Genomic DNA, 22,830 nt, shown 5'->3' with positions numbered 1-22,830 from the left:
AACATAATAAAACGACGGCACATTTATTCGGTAATGTGTCGTCGTTTTTGTATGGCAAGAAGTACATAAAGCACGATCCAAATACTAACGATAACTCCTGCTAAATTGGCTAAATATCCAGTTGCCCCAAATGCATCATATAACCATTGAAGAGGCGTCCCTTTTACAGGGCGGTTTAGAAACATAAAATTTGTATGGAAATGGGCATTGTATATATAAACAGGCGGAACTGTGACTAGTAGAAATAATACAGAACGCCAAATATCCGTAAAAGCAGTCACCAGCTGCTTTTCAAAAATCAAAGCTGCCACAACTACAACGAGCAATGCATGAAAGATAAAGCTGTGAAAATGCAAAAAGCCGCCAACCGGATCAATTGTCCATCCGGGGAATAAAAGTGCAATCGCAGCTCCGGGCAATGTAAGCGTGTATAGTAATGTAGCTGTTGTCCGAGTTGGGAAATAGGCATGCCAGCCAATAATGAAAATGCCAAAACCGCATAAATGGAGCGGGGGACTCCAATATGAATATTGGTTTGTTACAAGTAAATAAAGCTGTTTTGCTACTTCTAAAAACAGCAACAGCCAGAAAACCGATTTTTGGAAAAGATGTTGCTTTTCATTAGAAGAATAATGATAAAAATATAATGAGATAGCTAAAAAAACGGCAATAAAAATAAGCCACATTATATGAATCGAATCAAAAATGGAAAATCCGTTCATTGCCCACACATTACTTTTCGAATTGTTGTTTTCTCGCTAATTTCTCTGCTTTTTTACGGTCGCGAAGCGCTTTGAAAAAGTCCGTTAAAATTTGTCCGCACTCTTCCGCCATAACCCCTTCCGTTACAGTACATTCATGATTAAAACGCGGATCATTGAGCAGGCGGTATAATGAGTCGACACATCCCGCCTTTATATCGCGGGCCCCATATACAACCCGTGGTACGCGCGACTGTAAAATAGCTCCTGCACACATCGGGCAAGGTTCAAGCGTGACGTACAAAGTAGTCTCTTCCAAACGCCAGCTGCCTATTTTGCTGCAAGCTTCTTGAATGGCCATGCTTTCTGCGTGTGTCAGTGCATTTTGGGTTGTTTCACGTAAATTATGTGCACGTGCAATAATTTCATCTTTATATACAATAACCGCGCCGATCGGTACTTCTCCAAGGGCAGCAGCTTTTTTCGCTTCTTCCAATGCTTCCTGCATATATTGGTGATCTTTATTTTCGAGCATTCATCTATCACTCCTTAAATCCTAGTTTAGCATGCTAATGAATAGTTGGGCGACTATAGAATAATTCATGCTATGATGAAAGAAAAGTTTGAAGGAGTACAGCGATGAAGTCATTTCAGACCGTGGAAGAAGTAAATGAGTATTTTGAAAAAGCATTGGCTGATCTGGATAAAGAGTATGAACAGAAATTGCTGACGATTGAGAAAAATGGACAACAAGTAACTATGACTTTGCAAAAGCAGTATGAACAGCAAAAATCAGCCATTGCACAGCAGCATGAACATGAAGAAAATAAACTTAATCAAAATCGCGAGCAAGCAATCGAAAAAATTGAAATGTTATTCGCCAATAAGGGGAAAGTTATATTGGAAAACTATAAAATCGCTCATGAAGAGGAAAAGAAAACCTATCAAGTCAATAAGATGGAACTTCTTGAGCAAAAACAAGCGGAAGAACGCAGGAAGTTTCAATTTTTCCATGAACAGCAGAAAGCGCTATTAACACAGATTGAACAAGCATCAGATCTGACAGAGGAAATGGAAGTGGCAGTTGATAATTTCCATCAGGAGCTAACAGACATCTTGATTAAATATAATCAGCAATTCGATGAAGCGGAACAGCTGTTTGAAGAAAGTTGTCACGGGCTGGAACAAAAGCGTGATGAGGCAATCGAAAATCTCATTGATAATGAAGCAGCATCACAAAGCCAGCTAGACGATCAGTTATTCGAAGCATTACAGGATCTGTCCGAAAAAACAGAGCAACACTATGAACAAATCGAACAAAGCTTTATGGAAAAAGAACAATCTCTTCAGGAAATGGTATTTGCCCAGCAAGAAAAAATAAATGATGATTATGATGAACAGCGTGAAAAGTTGTTTAAATTACAGGAGCAAGCGCTGGCACAATTTGATTACTAGAAATTGGCTATGCATGAATTCGTTAAAATAGAATTGTTTGCTTTGTTGTCTAAAGAACGTTGTGATAAAATTAAAAGCATTGACTATAAAAAGAGAAGGAGCACTTCTAATGTCTGTGCCATTTATAACAGTAGAAGGTCCGATTGGTGTTGGGAAGACCTCATTATCTAAGGCCGTATCACAAACGTTTGACTATCATTTATTAAAAGAGATTGTAGATGAAAATCCATTTCTCGGTAAGTTCTATGAAGATATTAGTGAGTGGAGCTTCCAAACGGAAATGTTTTTCCTGTGCAATCGCTATAAACAATTATCTGATATCCATGAAATTATTGAAGCACAAGGGCCAGTTGTGGCTGATTATCATATATTTAAAAATTTGATCTTTGCAAAGCGTACTTTAAAGCCTACCGAGTATGAAAAGTACGAGTCGATCTACCGAATTTTAACTGCTGATATGCCAAAGCCAAATATGGTCATTTATTTACATGCAAGCTTAGATACATTAATGAAACGAATCGCAATGCGCGGTCGTGAAATGGAAAAGAATATTTCCCGTGATTATATGGAACAACTTTCAAGCGATTATCATCAATTTATCGGACATTTTGAAAAGATGCATCCAGAAATTCCTGTCATCTCATTAAATGGAGATGAGCTTGATTTTGTGAAAAATGAAGAAGATTTAAAATACGTACTACGACTAGTAGAAGAAAAGTTACAACAAAGGAGTTTGCATCAGAAATGAACTTAAGAGAGAAGTACAATATTCCTGCTAATGCAGTGATTACAATTGCAGGAACAGTCGGTGTCGGAAAGTCAACAATGACAAAAGCTTTATCACATAGCTTAAACTTCCGTACATCCTATGAAAAGGTTGATACAAACCCTTATTTAGATAAATTCTATGATGATTTTGAAAAGTGGAGCTTCCATTTGCAAGTATATTTTCTTGCAGAACGTTTTAAAGAACAGAAGCGTATTTTTGAATATGGCGGGGGCTTTATACAGGACCGTTCTATTTACGAAGATACGGGTATTTTTGCGAAGATGCATTTTGACAAAGGTACAATGACACCAACAGATTATGAAACATATACAAATCTGTTTGATGCAATGGTTATGACACCGTATTTCCCGCATCCTGATTTGCTTGTATATTTGGAAGGTCCGATTGATGATGTAATTGGGCGTATACAGGAACGTGGACGCGAGATGGAGCAGCAAACGCCTCATTCGTACTGGGAAGAAATGCATGGACGCTATGAAGACTGGATTAACAACTTCAATGCATGTCCGGTACTGCGTATTGATATTAACGATTACGATTTAATGAAGAACCCTGCACAAGTAGAGGATGTCGTAGCACGTATCGGTTATATGCTAGAACAAACAAGCCATTTAAGAAAATAAAAAAGAGGACTGATTTTTCGTAGGATAGCGGAAATCAGTCTTTTTTATTTCATCCAAACGATAAGAAAAATAGGTGCCATGATGAGCAAAAAGACGAAGAAGCTCCATACTACTTGTTTACTTGTCGTCATATTTTTAGGTTTCATACTGATGGATTCGTAAAGCTCGTTCACTGCGCCCTGTTCTCTTTCATAAAGCATCCTCTGAAAAGAAGCGTAGTTATCTATATATGATGCCGGGTTTTCAAAATGAAAGCGAATCGCACGTATATCATCCGTAACATCTTTATCTTGATACATATACGTGATTGTAGGGGCAAGACCGCCTGTCAGCCGGGCAGTAACTTGTATATCGAAGGTCTTCATCTTATACGTTGTCTTCCCACTTTCATCTATTACCGTTTCAATGAGCGGGTTGTTCAATATAGTTCCCTCCTTTCCTGTAGTAGTAGTATTCCCAATATAAGTATATTTGTAACGATTTTAAAAAATATTGCAAAGAAAAAGTTGTATCGTTTATGCTTAAAGTAATTACAAATTTTTACGATTTGTAACATTATAGCGAAAAGGGGATGGGAATATGACTTTATCGGTGGTAGATCGCTTACGGGCATTGCCAACGACAGCGATTTCCGATGCAACAGGGGGACATACGAATGTAGCATCGGCAATTAAACCGCTTGCCGAACACTTTAAGATTGCCGGACAAGCGAGGACGGTACGCCTGCCGGACGGGGAAAATGGTGCGGTACTTGAAGCAATAAGCCAGGCTGAAAAAGGGGAAATTTTAGTCATCGATGCTAAAGGCAATACGAATCGTGCTGTAGCTGGGGATTTTGTTATGCAGCTTGCGCAAGGTGTCGGTGTTCAAGGTTTTGTCGTGGATGGGGTTATTCGCGATATAGCAGCTGCAAAAGAAATTGATTTTCCGGTATTTGCATTAGGTACAACAGTAGCAGCAGGTAATAAACATGGTGGCGGGACAGTAGGCATAGCCGTATCTGTAGGAAATGTGGCTGTTCAAACAGGTGATTATGTAGTTGGCGATAGTGATGGGGTTGTTATTATGCCTCAGAAGGATGTTGAACAGATTATTGAGGCTGCAGAAGCAAAGGTAGCAAAAGATGAAGAGCGGGCACATGAGGCATTACATAACGGGGAAGCATCAATCCGCGCTTATTTAGCAAAAGTAGTGAAATAAAAAATGGCGTAGTGAAGTTATCGTTCACTACGCCATTTTCTAATTTTATTTTAAGTTCGCAGCTTGGTATTCAGCAAATTGCTTCTCGTCGAAACGTTTTTCCCATTTCGCCATAACAAGTGCTGCCAATGTGTTACCTACTACGTTTACAGCTGTACGAGCCATATCTAAAATACGGTCAATACCTGCAATGAATGCTAAACCTTCCAGTGGAATACCTACAGAACCTAATGTTGCAAGAAGTACTACGAAAGATACCCCTGGAACACCCGCAATACCTTTAGATGTTACCATTAATACAAGCATTAATGTAATCTGTTCTATAATTGAAAGATCAATACCGTACATTTGCGCAATGAAGATTGCTGCAATCGCCTGGTAAAGAGTAGAACCGTCTAAGTTGAATGAATAACCTGTTGGGATTACGAATGATACGATATCTTTCGGTGCACCCATTTTTTCTGTTTTTAACATAATACGAGGTAATACTGTCTCTGATGAAGAAGTAGTGTAAGCCAGTAATAGCTCGTCTTTAATCATACGAATTAATTTAAAGATATTAATACCGAAAATACGGGCAGTAAGACCTAAAACAACAATTACGAAGAAAATCATTGTTGCATATACTAAAATCGCCAGTTTTCCTAATGGTATAAGGGACTCTACACCAAATTTGGAAACGGTTACACCTATAAGTGCAAATACCCCAATTGGTGCGAATTTCATTACTAAGTTTGTGACCCAGAACATGGCGTCTGCAGTACCTTGGAAGAATGCGAGCACTGGTTTTCCGCGATCACCAATTGCTGCTACACCTAAACCGAAAATTACAGAGAAGAAAATAATTGCTAGCATATCGCCTTCTGCCATTGCATTTACAATGTTTTTAGGAACGATGTCTACAATAATTTGGATTTTGCTTTTGTCTTCTTCAGCTTCCGTTGTTTCTACATAAGAAGAAATATCAGATTTCTCTAATGCATTCATATCAATACCAGCACCTGGTTGGAATAGGTTAGCTGCTAATAAACCAACAACAATCGCAACTGTTGTAATAACTTCGAAGTAAATAAGTGTTTTACCGCCAAGACGACCTAATTGTTTCATATCACCAGTTCCGGCAACACCAACAATCAGTGTCGAAATAATAATCGGTACTACGATCATCTTAATTAGGTTTAAGAAAATATCGCCAAGTGGCTGTAAGTAAGATTGTGCTGTTTCGTTACCAAAGAACACAGCTCCTACGATAACACCGAGTACAAGACCGATTAAAATTTGCGCGGCTAAACTAATTTTAAACTTTTTCAAAATATAGTTCCTCCTAAAAAATCAGATTCAGGACTAGCCTAAAACTAATTTTATTAGATACATACAAAATCCGACAAAATCCGACTAATCAACTTTACTAATAATTTCTGAATATAAAACTTGGATGAATTTTTTTATGTTTACTTTTGCTTTACGTTGCTCATTTTTCTCTATTTGATTCATTAAGTAGCGAATATCTGTCAAGTCAAAATAGCGTGGGGTATAATACTCAAATTCCGAGTTTGTATAATCAACAATGCCTAAATTCGCCAGGTTAATCATTGCAGCTAATATAGTTCGGCGTACACGTTGTTCAATTGCTTTACTTTCTTTTACAATTTCATCCGGCGTATTTTTCGTCAACATAGCAACACGTTCATACACTTCCTTTAATGGGGGAAGCGGTGCAATTTTATGCTTTTCGATTAATAGCTGTTCTATAATTTTGATGATATCTTCACTGCCGACTTCAGCAACAATTCCCATATCGTTTAAGATGGATTGGATATGTTCTCGTGCTGTCTTTTTTGTATGCGTCACATCTGTAATATCAAAGTTTGTCAGGGACTGACGAATAACTTGCAAAGAATTTCTTAATAAGTATTGCTCAGTTGTCTTTTTTAATACCATTTGTACTTCAACTTTGTTAATAGGCTTATGAATGAAAAATTCAATACCCTTTGAATAGCCTTCAGCGACCATTTCTTTATTAACAACTTGTGATATCATAACAAACTGTCCTTTAAATCCATTTTGTTGAAGGCGCTCAATTGTTTCAATTCCATCTAACTTCGGCATCAGTAAATCAATTAATACAAACTCCGGCTGCATCATTAAAATTTGGGGAATGGCATCCAGACCGTTTTTTGCTTCACCAATAACAGCTCCGAGTTCACAGTCATTAATAATATTACTGAGCATTACTCGGCTTGCCCGATCATCATCTACTATAAAATAGCGCATTAGTAATTCTCCTTTTGAATATTTTTTGTAGGAATTTGCACAACAAAACAAGTCGACGTATTACTTGTTACGTGAATATTTCCTTCAAGATTTTCAACGATTGTTTTTGTATGGGAAAGACCGATTCCTGTAGAACCTTGGCCCTGTTCATTAAATTTGGATGTATAGCCTGGATCAAAAATGATCGGTATAAGTTCCGAATCAATACCAACCCCATTATCTTCTACAATAAAAGAAGTCGTATCCTGCTCGACTACAACATTCAATGTAATAAATCCGCTTTCTTCAATTGCCTCCACAGCGTTAGCCATTAAATTATTTAAAATCGCAAATAGCGCAATATGATTCTTTGTTTGAAAATTATCCGGGCAAATCAGTGTAAAGGAAATCGATTTATTTAGATAGGCGGCATAATTTTCATTTGCTTCCACAATAAAACTTAGTAAATCAGACAATGGAAAGTCTGACGGGTAATTTCTCGTCGTAATTTTGGAAAGCCCGGCATGAATACGTTCATTATCCTTTTTAACTTCATGAATTTCCTGGGCAATATGTAAAGCATCAGAAGCTAGCTGCGCTTCATTTGTTTTTAGCTTTTTGTAAAGCTGGTAACTGTTTGCTGTAAGCTGCTCGATTTGGGTCATCGTTTTTTGAAGATACAACGCTTCTACATATAGCTCCGAGTGAATCGTCATGAGCTGTTTTAGCTGTTTCTTCTGTTCCGACATCGTAATCATGCTGTAAATGCCTACAACAAAATAGCTGCGTAATAATCCCACGAGGATGAACAGTAAAAAAGAAGTAAACGTTTCCTGATCGGAAACAAGAAGAATGTCCGTTAATACATGTTCGATCGTGTTCGATAATACTTCAAATGCTGTTGCCAATAAACCTAGCGTAAGCGGTTGTTTTTTTAACTCGTCCAGCGGGATTAGTTTGAAACATAGTGCAAAGACTATATAAAAAGCGCCTGCCGGCAAATGTTCAATAATTTGAGTAATGAAGCTTTGACCATAAATAAAAATATCAAGGATTGAACGACCGACAATAACGATTAGTGCAGTCAATAACCCAGTAGAGAAAATCGGTAATGGACGAATCAGTAAAGCGAAAAAGAAAATAATGCTTCCTAAACCGAACCGAAAAGGTCCTTCTTCAAAAGGAATTATTTTAATTTCGCCACCAATAGCCGTCAATAAGCCGACGAGTAGCATAAATAAGAAAAGTTTAGTTTTTTTTATATTTGACTGAGTCGATTCCAATTTTGATATACCGTCCTTTACAAACGTGACATAGTACTTAATTGTACAAGAAAGTTATCTATAAATACAAAAAAGTACTATTTCTAACGAATAGAAATAGTACTTTAAAGTGAATTTACATATAAAAAAACCGCTCAACTAATGTAGCGGATGAAAGTTCAAAAATGGAGGAGGTAGAGGGATTCGAACCCCCGCGCGGTGTTACCCGCCTGTCGGTTTTCAAGACCGATCCCTTCAGCCAGACTTGGGTATACCTCCAAAATATAAGATGTCTTTTCGACAAAGATTAATTTACCATGGAATGAGATTTACGTCAATAATTTTTTCGGGAAAATTATAAGCTGATTAAATAGAGAAAACGAGATATCCAAATTTATAGAGGATGTCTCGTTTTACTATTGATTTATTTTTTTGAGGCATAAACTTTATTCGATGAATTTTTTAAAAAGCTTAAAATATTTTCAATGAATGGTTCTGTTTTTTCGATTTGAGTCCAGTGCCCACATTCATTAAATACATGTAGTTGTGCGTGGGGGAGTAATTGAATTAATCGATAGCTTGTATCTTCGATTGGAATCACTTGGTCATTCAGGCCATGGAAAATTAATGTTTCAATCTCAATTTGCTTAATCTGCTCATCTTCTAAAGCCATTTCATCTAACATTTTTTGACGCGGTTCCGGGAACATTGCCGAGAACGCATCTCTTACATCAGGGCGCATGCTCGCTTCATAGCGCATGCGAACAAGTTCTTCATTATTTGCAGCTGCTTGATCGTACGAGAACAATTTAATAAGCTCTTTCATTGTTTCTAAACTTGGTTCATAGCCCCACACACGGTCTAGACCATCAGAAATTGGATGCTTTGTGCCAACACTACCCATTAAGATTAATTTTTTTACTAAATCTGGTCTGCGATATGCGATATGAAGAGACAATGCACCACCAAATGAATTACCAACTAAATAAACGGGTTCATCAGCAACCTTTTCAATAAAGCCAATTAAGTGCTCCACCCATAGCTCAATATTGTAATTATGGTCTGCTAATTTATCTGTTTCACCAAAACCGATAACATCCGGCGCTAAAACTCTATACGATTCACTAAGACGTGGGATAACTAAACGCCAGTTTGCAAGTGCAGACACACCAGGTCCTGATCCATGTATTAAAATGATTGTTTCTCTTCCAGTACCTTCTTCATGATAGTGTGTGTTAACACCATTGATATTTAAATAGTTTGAACTAATGTTCAATTCAGCCACTCCTTTTTTGTTAATTGTATTGAAAATTAATTAGAAAGAAGAAAACAAGTTCCATCTTTCTAATAAGTTATATTTCTAAGGTTTAACAAGTTCTCCAGATTTAATAGGAGTACCATATTGGAAGAATTCCTGCGGTAAGGTAGAACCATGCCAAATAATAGATTTTTCTAAATCTTTACCTTTCCATTCCACAGTTCTCCAAGAAGGATCAAAAATTTGATAGCCTGGGTCACCGAATAATTCTACACGGTTTCCACCTGGTTCCATTACATACAAGAATGCAGCTTGAGTTACGCCATGCTTACCTGGACCAGCTTCAATATTATAGCCAGCTTCAATTAATAGGTCTGCAACATCTGATAAATGCTGAGGGAATCCGTACCAATAGCAAATATGGTGCAGGCGACCTGATTCACCTAATGCATCGCCCATAATTGCAATGTCATGTACTAAATTACTTACACTTAACCATGCAGCTATGGAAGAATCGTCGTCCGCTACGATGCGTTCACGTAAGTTAAAACCAAGCACCTCTTTTAAGAACTCAACGTTTTTGTCAGTATCGCTTGCTAATAAGTTGATATGGTCTAAGCGACGAACCGGCACACCGCGATTTGGACGTTTTTGCGGGCGATTTAATAATGGTGTTTTTTGGTCTTCAGGGGCTTCATAATACTCAACATCCCATAGAAGCTCAATTTTATGACCGTCTGGAGTTGTAAATTGGTATGCACGACCGTGACCGACATCTCCTTCAATCCAACCAATCCCATATCCAGTTTTTTCGATTTCAGCTACACGGCGCTCTAATGCTTGAGCAGAAGTAGCTCTTAAAGCAATATGACCTAAACCAGCTTCATCATTTTCTGTAATGATTAACGTGTTATGGTAATGATCCTCGTAAGCACGCATATAAACTGAGTTACCTCGACGACCTACTTCATCCATACCAAGAATATTTTTGAAGAATTCTACTGATTCCTCTAATTTAGGGCTGTAAATTTCAAAGTGTGCAAGTTGTGCAACGTCAAACATAGGCTCTTTTGTCATATTAAAATCCTCCACTTTTCATAAGTTTATTTTTTTATAGTAAAATTCATAGTTTTGAATTTACCAAGTCGGATGTCCTTTGAATCCAAGAATTGCGCTTCCGTATCCGGCCATTGCATCTTCGTATTGATGTGTTGGGTGAGCAGCAACGGTAAGAATATCTCGAACAAATCTTTCTGTTCCATCACTCTTGTAGACTGAGTTACCACCAAGCGTGATTAAAATACGAGTGGCCATTTCTGCAGAAGTTTTTGCAATATAGCCGCGAATTGCAAATAACTGTTCACGTTCTTCCTCATCTAAAACGCGGATACCTTCATCCTGGTAACGGTGTAAGCGATCTGCATAATCTTTTGCTAAAGCTTTTAAAGCAGTTAGTTGTATATTTAATTCTGCAAGTGTCCGCTGTGCCGTACCTGCATTTTTTTCATTTGTATTATTGTTGAAAATACGAACACGATGTTCTGTTTTTTCTTTAAAGTTTCGTATTAAGCGTTCCACACCACCAATTGCTACATGTGAGAAACCAGCTAAGAAGAATGCAAGATAGGGAACATTGAAAATTTGGTAATCCGGTTCGTAATTACCGTCCGGTGCAGTTGCCCCATTCACTACTCGAGTTACCGGAAAAACATAATTTGCTGGAACGTAGACATTATCTAACTTTACAGCGTTACTGCCTGTTCCCCGTAAACCTAGGGAATCCCAGTTTTCAACAATTTCAAAATCTTTTTTATGGACAATAAACAGGCCAAATTCTGGTTCTGTCCCATCGTGCAATTGATGAATAGCGCCTAGTGCAACCCAGTCGCAGTAAGGAATGCCGCTGCAGAAGTTCCATGTTCCTGATATACGATATCCTTCACCATCATTTATGACCTTACCAATCGGAGCAAAAACATCGGCCATTAATTCCCCAGTGCCGAATAGCTCTTCCCGACCTTGTTTGTCTAAAAAAGCTGGCCAAGTTTCATGAATAATAGCAAAGTATGTTAACCATGCTGCTGAAACATTATAGTTCGCTACAGTTCGGATAATATCCCCAAATGTATAGTAGTCTAAATCTTGCCCACCATATGCTTTTGGTCTAAGTAACTTGTGGAAGCCGGCTTCTTTTACCTTTTCCATGACTTCATCCGGTAATTTTCTATCAAAATCAGTTTGATCTGCATATTTCTCTGCTAACTCACCTACTTCTTTTGCCTTTTGGAGTAGTTCTTCACGATTCAATGTCTTTTCAAGAAGTGCCAAAGAATTAATTGTCATATAAATCCTCCTTTTTGATTTGTAAGCGTTATCACAGCATCTTGTCGTACTGGTTATCTATTATTATAATTATCTGAATTTATTGAGATAGCTATTTAAAATACGGAAAAACGCCTTTTTTTAGAATATTTTGACTAAATACGTTTTATTGAGGTTGGGGGGATGAGTAATAATAGTTATTTAACGCTCTATTCATGCTGTTAATATTCTTTACTGATTTTTAAAACAAAGCCTTAGAAAGTAAAAAATGCTACTTTCTAAGGCTTTAAGAACTTTTAAATTAATGGTAAGGGGGACTTTAAAATATAATTTGGTTTTTAACTTTTAATACTTTTAATGCCATATAGACAGAGAAAAGGCGCTTTGTATCATCTAAGCCAATATTTAAAATTTCGCTGATTTTAGATAAGCGGTACCTTAATCCACTAATAGACATGGAAAGAGCTTTCGCGGTTTTATTGATATTAATGCCATTCTCAATATAGGTATAAATCGTTTTTGTTAAATCGTAATCTTTGTCTATCTCCAATAATTTACCTAATTGTTGCATTACAAAGCGATCGATTAGAACCTCGTCTTTAATTTGGAAAAGTACGCCTTCAATTTCCAGATCTTCATAGAAACAAATATGCTTTTCTGGGTTTTTTGCCTTTAACGCTGCCAATGTCTCGTTATATAAAATATTGATTTGGCTCAAATCTTCTATAACCGTACTTGCTCCTATATAAAATTCGTAACTTTTAAAACGACGTAAGCAGTATTTTAGTAACTGGTTTATAAATGTGTGGGGCACTGTATTTAACCTTTTAAATGTTGGATATTCAATTAAGATAATGAGTTTATCGGTCTTTTGCGAGACAAGGGCATTAATATTTCTTTCATTTAAAAATAGGATAATTTGTCTGATCAACTCTTCGTTTACTTCTATTTCATCACTAATATTAGAATGATTTAATGTTCTTTCTAATGTAAGCAACCAATACGATTCAGTAGGCGGAAAATTGAGGTAATGAGCAATTTTATAAATTTCATCTTGCTCTAATTTACCATCCAATACATCGCTTAAAAAACTTCGCTTTATATTCTGTTCCGTACCAATTTTAATATTTTCATTTAGTAAAATGACAGATGCTGTTAAAGCAGTTTTGTCGATAATCATGTATTCTAATTCCGTTGGTTTTTTCCCCGTCTGATATATAAATGAACAATAACCTTTAATTTGCTCTTCAAAATAAATAGGGGTTCTAAGTATTCCTAGTTCAGGTGTAATAGTTATAAATTCAGTAGTATCAATATCAATTTTTTCCAAATCAAAATCGATCATGACATCTGCTGATTTTATAATCACTTCATTCGTCTCGTTTTCAATGAATATTGGTAAACCGGTTGATTCATTTAATAGATTGACGATTTTTTGGAGCCCTTGCTTTGATAAAAGTGCATGGGTTAATTTTCGTTGAACTTCATTTGCTTGTTTTAAATAATCACGCTCTATTTTCAGTTTTGCTGTTATTTCGTCTAGCTCTTGAATTATGCTAGTTGACTGGTAATAGCTGTATTCGTGTTCTTGATGACCCCATTCTTCGAGAGGCATGCAAATTACTTTACATTGCTCATACCCCATTGCACGACACTCCACCTCTTTTACAAGAATGGTCTTTTCTAATACCGTGGATAAATAGCCACTTGCATAACCACATAGTGTATGGCAAATTGGACGATCACTTAAGTCCCCATCTGCCAAAAACTCATCGGCCTCAAAAGAATTCTCCCAAATAACGTCTATTTTTTTCAAATAATTCTTCTCATCATAATGAATGTCAGATACGCTTACTCGATCAACATAGCCGTGCAACATATGAAATTTTGTACCGCCTAAAATCAGTTCCAGCTCATCCTTGTAGTGGTATAACTTTGCTTTTCTAGCATCGCTAACACCACAATGCCAACCATATCGAACAAAAACGCCTTTCGAGCGATCTTCTCCTATAATTGAAAGTAGTTCTTTTTTTAATGCTGTTCTTGCAGTAGTTGGAATTGTTATCATTCGATCATAAAATGCTGTTAAAGCCTCATCTTTAGGTAAATGAAATACGTCATTTAAATTTTTTTGCTTTAAATTCATAATGATCCCCCTGGCTTAATTAAGTTTTTTAAACGATTTACGCTAAAAAAAATCAGAATTAGCTATTTAATGTGTGGATATTCTTTCTTTTCACTATGCTATCATTTATTTGTGAAGTTCTAAACGTTGAGTTTTTTGACCTAGGGGATTTATGAATTGAAAGTTTTAACCTGTAAAGTGTGGAAACTAATTTTCCAGAATTGTTTCCGTTTCAAATTTTTGAATATTTAAAATAATATCATCTATTAAAAGACAGGTAAATGCTACTTTCAACTTAAATTTGAGAGCGTTTACAAATGAAATGTCTTACTAGTTTTGACAAAAGGAGGATTAATGAATGTCAAATTTAAAAGTTGCTATTTTAGGCTCAGGCAATATCGGTACGGATTTAATGAAAAAAATAATGCGTTCATCCAACTTAGAATTAGTAGCAGTAATTGGTATTGATCCAGAATCAGATGGTTTACGCAAAGCGCATGAAGCTGGATTTCAAACCTTTCACACAGGGCTAGATGGATTTTTGGATGCCGGTGTGAAAGTTGATGCTGTATTCGATGCGACAAGCGCCTATACACATATAAAGCATGCTGAACAATTACGGGCACGTAACATCCGTGCCATTGACTTAACTCCTGCAGCAATTGGTCCGCTAATTGTTCCTACTGTTAACCTTCATGCTCATCCAAATGCAGACAATGTAAATATGGTGACATGTGGAGGGCAAGCGACAATACCGATTATTCATGCAGTTTCCAAATTATATAATGTCGAGTATGCCGAAATCGTGGCAACTATTGCAAGTAAAAGTGCGGGTCCTGCAACTCGTGCAAACATCGATGAATTTATAGCGACAACTTCGCGGGCAATCGAGCTTGTAGGTGGTGCTAAGAAAGGAAGAACCGTTCTGATTTTAAACCCTGCGGAACCGCCGATTATGATGAATGACACCATTCATTTATTAGTGGATCGACCTGTAGAGGAAGATACTCTTTATGAAGCGCTAGTTCAAGCGGAACAAGCCGTTCAGCAGTATGTTCCCGGCTATCGTCTTAAGTCTCGACCATTTGTGGAGGGGAATCGAATTTCAGTATTTTTAGAAGTTGCGGGTGCTGCAGACTACCTACCTGCTTTTGCTGGAAACTTAGATATTATTACAGCGGCATCGATTAAAATTGCCGAGGAATGGGCGAAGTCAAAAGCATTATTATAACGGGAGGGATTACTGATGAAACGAGATGTCATACTAACAGAGGTCGCTTTACGAGATGGCAGTCATGCGATGCGTCACCAATTCACAGAAGCCCAGGTGCGTGCTGCAGTTGCTGGTTTAGATGCAGCAAATATACCTTATATCGAAGTTGCACATGGTGATGGATTAGGTGGCTCAACGATTCAATATGGCCGCTCTTTAAAAGATGAATTCAAATTAATTGAAGCGGCAGTAGAAACAGCAAAGCATGCAAAAATTGCGGTGTTATCATTACCTGGTATTGCAACGAAGCCGGATATTAAGCGAGCAGCCGATTTAGGTGTTTCGATGGTACGTGTAGCAACACATGTCACAGAGGCGGATGTATCTTTAAAACATCTTGCTTATGCGAAAGAGTTAGGCTTGGAAACAGTGGGGTTTTTAATGATGTCGCATATGGCAGAGTCAAGGGAAATTGTAGAACAGGCAAAAATTATGGTAAATGGCGGAGCAGATGTCATATATATTGTAGATTCTGCGGGTGCTTTATTACCAAATCAAGTAATGGATCGCGTACAGGCGTTAAAACAGGAAATTGCTGTCCCGATAGGATTCCACGCGCATAATAATTTATCTTTAGCTGTTGCAAATTCATTGGCAGCAATTGAAGCCGGTGCTGAACGTATAGATGGTAGCATTCGTTGCTTAGGTGCGGGTGCCGGTAATACGCAAACAGAAGTTTTTGTTAGCGTACTAGATAAAATGGCCATTCAAACTGGGGTGGATCTTTATAAAATAATGGATGTTGCAGAGGAAATCATTGCGCCTATTTTACCGCAACCACAAGAGATTACGAGAGGCAGTCTTGTACTTGGTTATGCTGGAGTGTATTCAAGTTTCTTATTACATGCCCAAAAAGCAGCTGAAAAGTTCGGTGTTGATTCACGGGATATTTTAATGGAAATCGGTAGACGGAAAGCTGTAGGTGGACAGGAAGATATGATTTTGGAAGTTGCAGCAGAGTTACAGAAAGCTTAATTAGAAGTTGGAAATTATATTCAAATATACAATCTTAAATTTAAATGAGGAGGTTATAAAATGGATGATCGTTTATTTAGAGATGCAATGGGGAAGTTTGCGACAGGTGTTACAGTAATTCTAACGGAAACAGAGGGTGAGCCACATGGTATGACAGCTAATGCTTTCATGTCTGTCTCACTTACACCGAAATTAGTTGTTATTTCAATTAAGGAAAATGCACGTATGCTTGCTAAGATTCAAGATTCAAAGAAATTTTCTGTTAACATTTTGGCAGAAAATCAAGAAGATATTTCAAAAATCTTTGCTGGGCAAATTAAAGACCAGCAAGTTTCATTTGAACGTTTAGCAGATGTTCCTGTTATTCCAGGAGCATTAGCACAAGTTTCGTGCGAGGTATCAGCTGAGTATATTGAAGGTGATCATACATTATTTATCGGTAAGGTAAATGATATTACGATTACAGATGGCGATCCATTGCTATACTTTGCAGGTAAATATCGTAATTTAAGTACATTAGTAGAGGCTTAATCTATTAAAAATAAACTTAGATTGTAGAAAGGTAGGTTGTTGGATGAAGACGCATTTTATTAATAGTCAAAATTTGCACTTGATTCAAAAACAGGCAACTTCTTGCGTAATGGCACTCGGTTATTTTGATGGGATCCACCTTGGACATCAGCAAGTGATAAAGACAGCTCGTGAAGAAGCGAATAAGCGCGGACTACCATTAGCAGTAATGAGTTTTCGTCCACATCCTATCAATGTTTTATCTAAGGGGCAAAGCATAGTACCGCACTTATCAACTCCTTGTGAAAAAGAAAAACGGCTTAAACAGCTTGGTGTTGATTTATTTTATCTGGTGGATTTTACATTGGCGTTTGCTGCGCTCACATCTAGTCAATTTGTAGAAGATTATTTAATGAAACTTGATGTTGTCCATGCAGTAGCAGGATTTGATTTTTCCTACGGTGTGAAGGGTGTAGCTAAACTCTCGCAAATAGTGGCTGATTCCAATGGGGAAATCACGGTTACGAAAGTAGAATGCATTGATTATGATGGTGAAAAAATCAGCTCAAGTGCGATTCGTCAACGTTTACTTGCGGCCGCTGTTCATGAAATCCCACACTTCTTAGGAGATCACTTTAATTCCAAGGTGCATTGGGACGGTAATAAATTTCAGCAAATTGAAAAGACAATGTTGCCATCTGCAGGTATTTATAAAGTAATTTTAGAACTGCCGAATAAACAATTAAGAACATATATTTCAATTGATGCAGCAGGTCAAATCCAACGAATGGAACGGCAAAGACGTCTGCCAAAGGGGATTTTTTCTATTCACTGGTTGCAGCAAGTTGAAAAAGCGGTTCCATCAAAAGCAATTTAAATGAAAGGAGTAGTGAATATGACAGAGGGATTGATGTCAAAAGCTATAGAATTATTAGATAGGGCTTATGAAAAGCATACATCCGTTTCAGAACCTCTTTCTATATTAAACCCTATGATGACAATTGATGAGGCTTATGCCATTCAGATTCAAAGAGTTGAAGCAGCTACAAGCAAGGGTGAAGTGATTTCAGGGAAAAAAATTGGCTTAACATCTTTAGCAATGCAAAATTTACTAGGAGTGGACCAGCCAGACTATGGGCACCTTTTTCACTCAATGGAAGTTCCGAATGAAGGCATCGTTTCACTTAGTAAACTGTTTCAACCAAAAATTGAGGGTGAAATTGCCTTTGTACTAAAAAAAGATTTAGTAGGACCAAATGTTACAGTTGAGGATGTTTTAGATGCGACAGATTATGTAATAGCGGCCATTGAAATTGTAGATAGCCGAATTAAAGATTGGAAAATAAGTCTTGTAGATACAGTAGCGGATAATGCATCATGCGGATTATATGTACTAGGGTCAAAGAAAGTTAATGTGAACGATATTGATTTAAAAGCAATTCATATGGAACTTATAAAAAACGATGAATTAATTAATGAAGGAAAAGGGACGGATGTATTAGGGAATCCGGCATTCTGTGTTGCTTGGTTAGCGAATAAATTACATGAATACAACGTTACATTAAAATCTGGGGAAGTCATTTTATCTGGGGCTTTATCTGCTGCTGTTGTAGCAGAGCCTGGTGACAAATTTACAGCATCATTTAATACGCTTGGTGAAGTGAAAGTCCAATTTATCAAGTGAAAGTAATAATGTGAAATATTTAAAGGACATTCTAGAGTATAGTTCTGCTAGCGTTGGGAAAATTTAATTGAAGCAATTCATTGCAATTTGATAGCTTGCTTAGTATACTAATACTTGCCGTGCTAGATGGGGAGGTAGCGGTGCCCTGTAACTTGCAATCCGCTCTAGCAAGATTGAATTCCTTTTCTGAGGCTGTCCGTATTGTTTGGTCTGCCTTTTGCACGTAGTGTTGACGGTTGGGTCCTGCGCAATAAGTACCCATGAACCATGTCAGGTCCGGAAGGAAGCAGCATTAAGTGGTATCACTTATGTGCCGCGGGGGAGCCTAACCCGAGCTGGCGACAAGAGTAACGCTTATGTGCGGCAGTCGAAGAAAGGTGCACGGTATTAAATTACCATTTCAAACGCATCCATCATTTATTGGTGGGTGCGTTTTTTATATGAAAAAGAGAGTTTATCTTCATTCGGGGCATTTAAAAAGCCGCCGAATGAAGATAAGTCCCTGGAGATTTTTTAATGGAATAGAGTCAGCGTAATAACGTCGCATCGTGCGACAACTGCTGACTGACCCGCATCCTGTGGGTCTGAAAAAACTGGACTTAAATACGCCGAGGCATAATTTATTCATCTCATTTCAAAAGAGTTTGTACATACTTTATGCTATACTGAATGTATGTATTTTTAAATGGAAGGGAGAGGGGAAAGGTTGACATATCAAGCGTTTTATCGTGTTTATAGACCTCAGTCATTCAGAGAAATGTCAGGTCAGACACATGTAAAGAGGACCCTTCAAAATGCTCTCCTCGCAAGCAAGACAACACATGCCTATTTATTTTCCGGTCCTCGAGGAACAGGGAAAACGAGTACTGCAAAAATATTCGCAAAAGCATTGAACTGTGAAAATGCCCCGGCAAGTGAGCCATGCAATGAATGCCCTACATGTTTAAGTATTACTGAAGGTTCACATACGGATGTAATAGAATTTGATGCTGCTTCCAATTCAAGAGTGGAAGAAATGCGCGATATTATCGAAAAAGTCCGTTTTGCCCCGGCTAATGCTCGCTTTAAAGTGTACATTATAGATGAGGTGCATATGCTTTCTACGAGCGCATTCAATGCATTATTAAAAACACTTGAAGAGCCACCTGAGCATGCGGTGTTTATTTTAGCGACAACAGAGCCTCACAAACTACCAGCTACAATTATTTCCCGCTGTCAGAGATTTGATTTTAAACGACTTTCTTCTATAGATATAGTAGAGCGTATGAAGGTTGTATTGGAAGATATCGGTATGGGCTATGATGAGCAGGCATTAAAGGCAATTGCTCAAGCTGCAGCAGGAGGTATGCGTGATGCACTTAGTTTACTTGATCAGGTTGTTTCATTTAGTAATGAACACGTTCAATTGGACGATGTGCTTCTTGTAACAGGTTCTGTAAGCCAGGATGCGTTTTACGATATTGCGATTTCCCTACAGGAAAAGGATGTTGCCCAAGTATTAGGCAATGTCGAAAACTTAATTGCGGATGGGAAAGAACCATTACGCCTTGCGGAAGACTTTATTACTTTCTTCCGGGATCTGCTTCTATTAAAGACAGATGGTACGTTAGAGGAATTATTGGAGTTTATTTCACCTGAAGAAAAGTTTTTGTCATTAGCAGGACAGTTTGAAGCTAATACACTTTACGGTTTTATCGATATTTTGGCGAAGACCCAGCAAGAAATGCGCTTTTCGCATCATACGAAAATATATTTAGAAACGGCCCTTTTAAAAATGGCCCAATATAAAGCTTCACCACAAGCGACGGCAGCAGTCGATCCAGCTATTGAAGGTAAGGTAGCTTCACTTGAAAGCCGGTTAGGGCAACTGTCTCAACAGCTTCAAAGTGGTGGAGGGGGAGCACCTGTTCAACAAAAAGAACAGGCCCGCCAGCGTGTACGTCCACAAGGAAATCAGTATAATGCTCCAACTGGCCGTATTCAGGAAGTATTAAAGACTGCAACAAAATCTGACCTGCAAAAAGTGAAATCTGCTTGGGCGGGTGGTTTGGCAAGCTTGCAAAAATCACATGCAGCTTTATTGGCAGATGCAGAGCCTGTAGCCGCAAATGCAAGTGCTTTTGTGATAAAATTCAAGTATGATATACATTGTCAAATGGTAGCTGACAACAATGCACTTGTTTCATTGTTTACACAGCAGATTGCTTCAGAAATAGGGATTCAATATGAGCTTTTATGTATCCCGGAGCCAGCTTGGATTCGTTTGCGTGAAAACTTTATAAATGAAAATGGCTTAAATCAAAAAAAATCACTATCGGATGAAGTGAATGCGGTGGAGGATTTAATAGAGGAGCCCCCTTTCCTTGACGATGTTCAAGTAATGGAAGCGCAAGATCCGCTCATTACAGAAGCCGAAAAACGTTTTGGAAAAGACTTTGTTGAGGTTATCGAAGAATAAATACACATTTTAAGGAGGAAATAAGATGCGTGGTATGGGTAATATGCAAGGCATGATGAAAAAAATGCAAAAAATGCAAAAAGAAATGATGGAAGCACAAGAGGCTTTAAATGCACAGTTATTTGAAGGTGCAGCAGGTGGCGGTATGGTGAAAGTAGTAATGAATGGCCAACGTCAAATGCTTGAAGTAAATTTAGATGAATCTGTAGTAGATCCGGAAGATATCGAAATGCTACAAGATTTAATCGTTATTGCAACAAACGAAGCATTGAAAAAAGTTGAAGAGACAACAAATTCTACAATGGGCAAATTCACACAAGGAATGAACCTTCCTTTCTAAGTTGAATCAAGTAGAACGTAGCGCACATCTCAAATATTGGGATGTGCCTTTTTAAAGAAGGGGGAAAAGAATGCATTATCCAGAGCCGATATCTCGATTAATAGACAGTTTCATGAAGCTGCCGGGCATTGGTCCAAAAACAGCTGCTCGACTGGCATTTCACGTATTAACAATGAAAGAAGATACTGTATCGACATTTGCAAAAGCGCTTGTTGATGCAAAACGTAACTTACTCTATTGCTCTCAATGTGGTCATATAACTGATATCGATCCTTGTCATATTTGTTCAGATAAACAACGTGATGTATCAACAATTTGTGTTGTACAGGATCCGAAAGACGTAATAGCTATGGAGAAGATGCGTGATTATCAAGGTCTTTATCATGTATTACACGGTGCAATATCACCGATGGACGGTATAGGACCTGAAGATATTAATGTAGCTTCGTTATTGGGGCGCTTGCATGACGAGCGTGTACAAGAGTTAATTTTAGCGACGAACCCGACAATAGAAGGGGAAGCGACAGCAATGTATATTTCCCGCCTTGTTAAACCATCAGGAATTCGCACTACACGTATCGCACACGGATTACCTGTTGGCGGAGATTTAGAATATGCGGATGAAGTAACATTATCAAAAGCGCTGGAAGGTCGACGCGAGTTGTAATATAGGAGGAAGCCCCATGTTATTTTCTCGGAAAGGGAAACTCAAAAAAGAATTTGATGAGAAACTAGTTTCTTCTATTAAAGAGACAAAAGAAGCTTTACAAAGTGCGAAGGTAATTGAAGAATTGACCGACGACTATAACTTAAATGTAATTGCTGAACGAAAAAGAGCCGAAAGCATACATTATTACTTATATAAAGAAGCACGTGTACGTCGTGTACTAATTAAATAATCTTTTAGAAATAAGAAGCGAAGCAGTTGCATATGTTACCACTAAATAAAAAAGGATGGTGCTATGCAATACATAGTTTTAGCTATGGTCTGTTTTGTTGTCTTGTTTCTTTTTTTATTAAACAAAAACGCAAGGGGTAAAGTGTGGGAGTACTTTGCCTGGTTCTGGTTTAAAATTGCAGTTGTTATCGTTGTACTGTTTTTAGGGAACTTAATGATCGGGGCAGCAGGGCTTCTTTTTTATGTGCCAATCAATTTCTTTTCAGTCCTTACAATAGCAATCTTAGGCATTCCCGGTATGATGTGTGTAACGTTGCTAATATTATTTAAATAAAAATAATAAAAACTATTGCTAAGTGAATAATATCGTGATATATTATTATAAGTCGCAACGACGACAACGAATATCGGAAAAACATTTTAAAATAAATGTTGACATAACATTCGAAGAATGATAAGATATAAAAGTTGTCACTTAAACGACGCAATGAACCTTGAAAACTGAACAAGCAACGTTAATGAAAACAAGCTTCTTAAATGAAGCAAACAATAGATTCCAACTTCTAACGAAGTTGGATCGCTAGCAAAGCAAATGAGCTTTCAAACTACTTTTATGGAGAGTTTGATCCTGGCTCAGGACGAACGCTGGCGGCGTGCCTAATACATGCAAGTCGAGCGGAAATTTTATTGGTGCTTGCACCTT

At 37.7% G+C, this 22,830-nt stretch carries 24 protein-coding genes, 1 tRNA gene, 1 rRNA gene and 1 other RNA gene; 16 read left to right on the top strand and 11 right to left on the bottom strand.

What is annotated here, in order from left to right; all coding sequences use genetic code 11:
* Window positions 1-23: 23 nt before the first annotated feature.
* Window positions 24-722, bottom strand: a complete 699-nt coding sequence (locus tag B5473_RS02090) for a TMEM164 family acyltransferase (protein WP_079523448.1) — start codon at window positions 720-722, stop codon at window positions 24-26.
* A gap of 10 nt (window positions 723-732) precedes the next feature.
* Complete coding sequence (gene tadA, locus B5473_RS02085) at window positions 733-1,236, bottom strand: tRNA adenosine(34) deaminase TadA (RefSeq protein WP_079523447.1); 504 nt, start codon at window positions 1,234-1,236, stop codon at window positions 733-735.
* A 104-nt stretch (window positions 1,237-1,340) separates the two neighbouring features.
* Here tadA and B5473_RS02080 point away from each other — a divergent pair, with 104 nt between their 5' ends.
* From B5473_RS02080 to B5473_RS02070, 3 genes are all read left to right on the top strand, one after another.
* Window positions 1,341-2,156, top strand: a complete 816-nt coding sequence (locus tag B5473_RS02080; RefSeq protein ID WP_079523446.1) for a hypothetical protein — start codon at window positions 1,341-1,343, stop codon at window positions 2,154-2,156.
* Window positions 2,157-2,265: 109 nt separating this feature from the next.
* Complete coding sequence (locus B5473_RS02075; protein ID WP_079523445.1) at window positions 2,266-2,904, top strand: deoxynucleoside kinase; 639 nt, start codon at window positions 2,266-2,268, stop codon at window positions 2,902-2,904.
* The gene (locus B5473_RS02070; RefSeq protein WP_079523444.1) at window positions 2,901-3,569 is read left to right on the top strand and encodes a deoxynucleoside kinase; all 669 of its coding nucleotides are present in this window, start codon (window positions 2,901-2,903) and stop codon (window positions 3,567-3,569) included. Before B5473_RS02075 ends, B5473_RS02070 begins: the two co-directional genes overlap by 4 nt.
* A 44-nt stretch (window positions 3,570-3,613) precedes the next feature.
* Here the strand turns inward: B5473_RS02070 and B5473_RS02065 are convergent, their stop codons facing one another.
* A complete protein-coding gene (locus B5473_RS02065) occupies window positions 3,614-3,991 on the bottom strand; it encodes a sodium:proton antiporter (protein ID WP_079523443.1) in 378 nt (125 codons plus the stop codon).
* Window positions 3,992-4,148: 157 nt separating this feature from the next.
* Here B5473_RS02065 and B5473_RS02060 point away from each other — a divergent pair, with 157 nt between their 5' ends.
* Entirely contained in the window at window positions 4,149-4,769 is a 621-nt protein-coding gene (locus B5473_RS02060) for an RraA family protein (protein ID WP_079523442.1), read from the top strand.
* A 45-nt stretch (window positions 4,770-4,814) separates the two neighbouring features.
* Here the strand turns inward: B5473_RS02060 and B5473_RS02055 are convergent, their stop codons facing one another.
* The 8 genes from B5473_RS02055 to B5473_RS02020 all read right to left on the bottom strand — a co-directional run bounded on the left by B5473_RS02055 (window position 4,815) and on the right by B5473_RS02020 (window position 14,010).
* Complete coding sequence (locus B5473_RS02055) at window positions 4,815-6,083, bottom strand: cation:dicarboxylate symporter family transporter (protein ID WP_176142001.1); 1,269 nt, start codon at window positions 6,081-6,083, stop codon at window positions 4,815-4,817.
* A gap of 81 nt (window positions 6,084-6,164) precedes the next feature.
* A complete protein-coding gene (locus B5473_RS02050) occupies window positions 6,165-7,043 on the bottom strand; it encodes a response regulator (RefSeq protein WP_079523440.1) in 879 nt (292 codons plus the stop codon).
* Window positions 7,043-8,257, bottom strand: a complete 1,215-nt coding sequence (locus B5473_RS02045; protein WP_254865220.1) for a sensor histidine kinase — start codon at window positions 8,255-8,257, stop codon at window positions 7,043-7,045. The genes B5473_RS02050 and B5473_RS02045 overlap by 1 nt, the downstream gene beginning before the upstream one ends.
* Before the next feature lie 213 nt (window positions 8,258-8,470).
* Window positions 8,471-8,563, bottom strand: a tRNA-Ser gene (locus B5473_RS02040).
* A gap of 145 nt (window positions 8,564-8,708) precedes the next feature.
* Window positions 8,709-9,560 carry an alpha/beta fold hydrolase gene (locus B5473_RS02035; RefSeq protein ID WP_079523438.1) on the bottom strand — a complete coding sequence of 284 codons (852 nt, stop codon included), beginning with the start codon at window positions 9,558-9,560 and terminating at the stop codon, window positions 8,709-8,711.
* An 84-nt stretch (window positions 9,561-9,644) separates the two neighbouring features.
* Window positions 9,645-10,619, bottom strand: a complete 975-nt coding sequence (locus tag B5473_RS02030) for a catechol 2,3-dioxygenase (protein ID WP_008408626.1) — start codon at window positions 10,617-10,619, stop codon at window positions 9,645-9,647.
* A gap of 60 nt (window positions 10,620-10,679) precedes the next feature.
* Window positions 10,680-11,885: an acyl-CoA dehydrogenase family protein gene (locus B5473_RS02025; RefSeq protein ID WP_079523437.1), complete on the bottom strand. Its 1,206-nt coding sequence runs from the start codon at window positions 11,883-11,885 to the stop codon at window positions 10,680-10,682.
* Between the two features lie 298 nt (window positions 11,886-12,183).
* Entirely contained in the window at window positions 12,184-14,010 is a 1,827-nt protein-coding gene (locus tag B5473_RS02020; RefSeq protein ID WP_079523436.1) for a helix-turn-helix domain-containing protein, read from the bottom strand.
* 337 nt (window positions 14,011-14,347) lie between these two features.
* On the opposite strand from B5473_RS02020, the gene B5473_RS02015 reads away from it, so the two are divergent.
* From B5473_RS02015 to B5473_RS01960, 12 genes are all read left to right on the top strand, one after another.
* A complete protein-coding gene (locus tag B5473_RS02015) occupies window positions 14,348-15,220 on the top strand; it encodes an acetaldehyde dehydrogenase (acetylating) (protein WP_079523435.1) in 873 nt (290 codons plus the stop codon).
* 15 nt (window positions 15,221-15,235) lie between these two features.
* Window positions 15,236-16,237 carry a 4-hydroxy-2-oxovalerate aldolase gene (gene dmpG / locus B5473_RS02010; RefSeq protein WP_079523434.1) on the top strand — a complete coding sequence of 334 codons (1,002 nt, stop codon included), beginning with the start codon at window positions 15,236-15,238 and terminating at the stop codon, window positions 16,235-16,237.
* A gap of 60 nt (window positions 16,238-16,297) precedes the next feature.
* Complete coding sequence (locus B5473_RS02005) at window positions 16,298-16,768, top strand: flavin reductase family protein (RefSeq protein ID WP_008408636.1); 471 nt, start codon at window positions 16,298-16,300, stop codon at window positions 16,766-16,768.
* 43 nt (window positions 16,769-16,811) lie between these two features.
* Window positions 16,812-17,624: an FAD synthetase family protein gene (locus tag B5473_RS02000; protein WP_079523433.1), complete on the top strand. Its 813-nt coding sequence runs from the start codon at window positions 16,812-16,814 to the stop codon at window positions 17,622-17,624.
* 18 nt (window positions 17,625-17,642) lie between these two features.
* Window positions 17,643-18,431 (top strand): 2-keto-4-pentenoate hydratase, encoded by a 789-nt coding sequence (locus B5473_RS01995; RefSeq protein WP_008408638.1) that lies wholly within the window; start codon window positions 17,643-17,645, stop codon window positions 18,429-18,431.
* Window positions 18,432-18,548: 117 nt separating this feature from the next.
* An RNA gene (gene ffs, locus B5473_RS01990) (signal recognition particle sRNA large type) lies at window positions 18,549-18,816 on the top strand.
* A 321-nt stretch (window positions 18,817-19,137) separates the two neighbouring features.
* The gene (dnaX, locus tag B5473_RS01985; RefSeq protein WP_079523432.1) at window positions 19,138-20,889 is read left to right on the top strand and encodes a DNA polymerase III subunit gamma/tau; all 1,752 of its coding nucleotides are present in this window, start codon (window positions 19,138-19,140) and stop codon (window positions 20,887-20,889) included.
* A gap of 25 nt (window positions 20,890-20,914) precedes the next feature.
* Entirely contained in the window at window positions 20,915-21,229 is a 315-nt protein-coding gene (locus tag B5473_RS01980) for a YbaB/EbfC family nucleoid-associated protein (protein WP_008408640.1), read from the top strand.
* 70 nt (window positions 21,230-21,299) lie between these two features.
* A complete protein-coding gene (recR, locus tag B5473_RS01975; RefSeq protein ID WP_079523431.1) occupies window positions 21,300-21,896 on the top strand; it encodes a recombination mediator RecR in 597 nt (198 codons plus the stop codon).
* A 16-nt stretch (window positions 21,897-21,912) separates the two neighbouring features.
* Entirely contained in the window at window positions 21,913-22,128 is a 216-nt protein-coding gene (locus B5473_RS01970; RefSeq protein WP_079523430.1) for a YaaL family protein, read from the top strand.
* Window positions 22,129-22,191: 63 nt separating this feature from the next.
* The gene (locus tag B5473_RS01965; protein ID WP_079523429.1) at window positions 22,192-22,461 is read left to right on the top strand and encodes a pro-sigmaK processing inhibitor BofA family protein; all 270 of its coding nucleotides are present in this window, start codon (window positions 22,192-22,194) and stop codon (window positions 22,459-22,461) included.
* A gap of 276 nt (window positions 22,462-22,737) precedes the next feature.
* Window positions 22,738-22,830: ribosomal RNA gene (locus B5473_RS01960) — 16S ribosomal RNA — on the top strand; the annotation flags it as partial.

This window comes from Solibacillus isronensis (assembly GCF_900168685.1).
GTDB lineage: Bacteria > Bacillota > Bacilli > Bacillales_A > Planococcaceae > Solibacillus > Solibacillus isronensis_A.
This window is presented reverse-complemented; position numbering and strand designations above follow the sequence as displayed.

Bases quoted from the DNA above. Each gene is read 5' to 3' on its own strand.
- B5473_RS02090 (WP_079523448.1), bottom strand. From the start codon at position 722: ATGAACGGATTTTCCATTTTTGATTCGATTCATATAATGTGGCTTATT.
- tadA (WP_079523447.1), bottom strand. From the start codon at position 1,236: ATGCTCGAAAATAAAGATCACCAATATATGCAGGAAGCATTGGAAGAA.
- B5473_RS02080 (WP_079523446.1), top strand. From the start codon at position 1,341: ATGAAGTCATTTCAGACCGTGGAAGAAGTAAATGAGTATTTTGAAAAA.
- B5473_RS02075 (WP_079523445.1), top strand. From the start codon at position 2,266: ATGTCTGTGCCATTTATAACAGTAGAAGGTCCGATTGGTGTTGGGAAG.
- B5473_RS02070 (WP_079523444.1), top strand. From the start codon at position 2,901: ATGAACTTAAGAGAGAAGTACAATATTCCTGCTAATGCAGTGATTACA.
- B5473_RS02060 (WP_079523442.1), top strand. From the start codon at position 4,149: ATGACTTTATCGGTGGTAGATCGCTTACGGGCATTGCCAACGACAGCG.
- B5473_RS02050 (WP_079523440.1), bottom strand. From the start codon at position 7,043: ATGCGCTATTTTATAGTAGATGATGATCGGGCAAGCCGAGTAATGCTC.
- B5473_RS02045 (WP_254865220.1), bottom strand. From the start codon at position 8,257: ATGCTACTCGTCGGCTTATTGACGGCTATTGGTGGCGAAATTAAAATA.
- B5473_RS02030 (WP_008408626.1), bottom strand. From the start codon at position 10,619: ATGACAAAAGAGCCTATGTTTGACGTTGCACAACTTGCACACTTTGAA.
- B5473_RS02025 (WP_079523437.1), bottom strand. From the start codon at position 11,885: ATGACAATTAATTCTTTGGCACTTCTTGAAAAGACATTGAATCGTGAA.
- B5473_RS02020 (WP_079523436.1), bottom strand. From the start codon at position 14,010: ATGAATTTAAAGCAAAAAAATTTAAATGACGTATTTCATTTACCTAAA.
- B5473_RS02015 (WP_079523435.1), top strand. From the start codon at position 14,348: ATGTCAAATTTAAAAGTTGCTATTTTAGGCTCAGGCAATATCGGTACG.
- dmpG (WP_079523434.1), top strand. From the start codon at position 15,236: ATGAAACGAGATGTCATACTAACAGAGGTCGCTTTACGAGATGGCAGT.
- B5473_RS02005 (WP_008408636.1), top strand. From the start codon at position 16,298: ATGGATGATCGTTTATTTAGAGATGCAATGGGGAAGTTTGCGACAGGT.
- B5473_RS02000 (WP_079523433.1), top strand. From the start codon at position 16,812: ATGAAGACGCATTTTATTAATAGTCAAAATTTGCACTTGATTCAAAAA.
- B5473_RS01995 (WP_008408638.1), top strand. From the start codon at position 17,643: ATGACAGAGGGATTGATGTCAAAAGCTATAGAATTATTAGATAGGGCT.
- B5473_RS01980 (WP_008408640.1), top strand. From the start codon at position 20,915: ATGCGTGGTATGGGTAATATGCAAGGCATGATGAAAAAAATGCAAAAA.
- recR (WP_079523431.1), top strand. From the start codon at position 21,300: ATGCATTATCCAGAGCCGATATCTCGATTAATAGACAGTTTCATGAAG.
- B5473_RS01970 (WP_079523430.1), top strand. From the start codon at position 21,913: ATGTTATTTTCTCGGAAAGGGAAACTCAAAAAAGAATTTGATGAGAAA.
- B5473_RS01965 (WP_079523429.1), top strand. From the start codon at position 22,192: ATGCAATACATAGTTTTAGCTATGGTCTGTTTTGTTGTCTTGTTTCTT.